Raw genomic sequence first — 2,152 nt, forward strand, 5'->3', positions numbered from 1 at the left:
GCAGCACGATGTGGTGCTGCTGACCCGGCGAGCTCTCGGCGAGTTGCTGCCGCAGCGCGTTGTCGACCGCCGCGGGCGCCGCCCCCCCCGCCCCCGCGGGCGGGGGGGGGGGCGGCGCGGACAGCGGACCGCCGGCCGACCCCGGCGCCGGGTACGGAGCGACACAGCCCGGCCCTGAACTGCCCGCCGGGTTCGGCAGGGCCCGCCCGGTCAGCGCCGACAGCCGGGCCGCCCGCGCGCTGACCACCGGCGGCGAGGCACTGGTGCAGGCGCTGCGCCCGCTGAGCGGGGTGCTGGAGAGCATCCACCACTCGCTCGCCTCCTCGGCACGCCGCCCGGACGAGGTGACCGTGGAGTTCGGCGTCACCCTCGGCGCCGATCTCAGCCTCGGCGTCTTCTCCGGCAAGGGCGAGGCCACCTTCACCGTCTCCGCCACCTGGAACCTCGGCTCGAACCCCGCGTAAGGCAGCATGAACGAGATGCGGGCCGGCGCGGAGGACGCCGCGCTGTGTAGGGCGTTCGTCTGCGTGCTCGCCGGCGCCACGCCGGTCGGAGCCGGCGTGCTCATCGCCGACGACCTGGTGCTGACCTGCGCGCACGTGGTCAACAGCGCCCTGGGACGGGGCCGGTACGAGCAGACGTGCCCGCCCCGTACGACATCGCTCACGCTGACGTTCCCGCTGCTCGGCCACGGGCAGCCGGTCAGCGCGCGAGTGGAGCCCCAGTGGTGGAAGCCGCCACGGGCGGAGGCGACCGGGACGGCGCCGGTGCCGCCGGGACAACTCGCTTACCACGGGGACCTCGCCGTGCTCAAACTCGCCGGGAACGCGCCCCCGGACGCCGCGGCGGCGGCCTTCCAACTGCACGACTGCGAGCGGGACGTGATCGCCCTGTGGGCCAGCGGGCACCCGCTGACCGCCACGCGTGCGCGCCCGCGCGTACTGGCCGCACCGTGGATCGCACTGGACGTGGTCGGCGGGGCCGGCGTCAACGAGGGGTTCAGCGGCGGCCCGCTGTGGGACCGGGCCCGGCAGGCGGTGGGGGGGCTCGTCGTCGCCGTCCACGAGGACCAGCGGCCCGCCCGCAACCAGCAGCGCGCCGGGGCCGGAGCCGCCCCGCAGCGGCCCGCCACCCTGCTGTACGGCATCAGCCTGCCGGCGATCGAGGCGGAGTTGCCCCGGGTGCCGCCGTTCCGGGTGCCCACCGCGCGGCGCGGGGTGCAACAACTGCTGGCCGCCCTCGAAGAGGTGCTGGAGAGCCCGGCGGCGGTGGCGGGCTGCGAACAGCGGCTGGCCGCCCGCCTGGGCTTCCCCTCCCGCGGCGTCGGGGCCGACCACGCACGCCTGGTGGGGCTCGCCGGGGCCACCCGCCGCGGCGTGCCCGAACTCCTGGAGGCCGTCCGCGCGACCCTGGCCCCGCACTCGGGCCCGGGCGAGGCGGGGACGGAGGCGTCCAGGGCCGCGCTGGTCCGGCTGCACAGGGCCGCGCGCATCGTCAGCCCGTCCGAGTGCCTGACCCTCGACCAACGGCGCGACCTGGCCGAACTGCTCGCCCGCTGTGGGCCCTGGCCCCCGGACGCCTTGCTCGCCACCGTCCTGCCGTACGACGAGGAGCCGCGCGCCCTGTCCGGGCTCGCCGACGCCATCGACGTCCTGGAGACCCACGGGCCCACCGAACGGCAGCCGATACCGCCGCTGCTGCGGGCGGTCGGCCTGGTCGCCTACGCGGAGCGGCAGGCGCCGGACTTCCTCGCCGACGACCTGTGGGCCTGGATCAAGCGCGTGGCGCGCCGGATGGGCGTCGAGTGGGCCGCCGTACGACAGTTCCGCGCGGACGTCGCCGACGGCCCCGTCACGGCCCCGGGGTTCGGACTCACCGTGGTGCAGCCGGTGCCTGTCGTGCCTGCGCCTGCTGGTGGGGGTTGGGCGGGTGCTGGCGCCAGTGGCGGGGTGGGTGCAGGTGGTGGGGCGGGCTCCGGCTCTGGGCTGGGTGTTGGTGGTGGGGCGGGCTCCGGTAGTGGGACTGGCGGTGGGGTGGGCGCCGTCCTGCCGGCCGCTCCTGTGCCGGCAGTTCCCGCGCCGGTTGCCCCCGCACCTGGGGGACTGGCGCCGGCACCGCCGCCCGCGCCGAGCGGCCCCGGCGGAGGGTACGG

At 77.2% G+C, this 2,152-nt stretch carries 3 protein-coding genes; 2 read left to right on the forward strand and 1 reads right to left on the reverse strand.

Going from position 1 to position 2,152, the window contains the following annotated elements; all coding sequences use genetic code 11:
* A partial coding sequence (locus tag AAHZ94_RS33045) for a hypothetical protein (protein ID WP_502964854.1) occupies nt 1-304 on the reverse strand: 304 nt, incomplete at its 3' end.
* Between AAHZ94_RS33045 and AAHZ94_RS33050 the strand changes: the two genes are divergently transcribed.
* Complete coding sequence (locus AAHZ94_RS33050) at nt 264-464, forward strand: CU044_2847 family protein (protein ID WP_349997397.1); 201 nt, start codon at nt 264-266, stop codon at nt 462-464. The genes AAHZ94_RS33045 and AAHZ94_RS33050 overlap by 41 nt on opposite strands.
* Before the next feature lie 6 nt (nt 465-470).
* Nucleotides 471-2,152: trypsin-like peptidase domain-containing protein (locus AAHZ94_RS33055; RefSeq protein ID WP_349997396.1), on the forward strand; the 1,682-nt coding region annotated here is incomplete at its 3' end.

Origin of the sequence: Streptomyces sp. HSW2009 (assembly GCF_040240285.1) — a bacterium.
Lineage (GTDB): Bacteria > Actinomycetota > Actinomycetes > Streptomycetales > Streptomycetaceae > Streptomyces.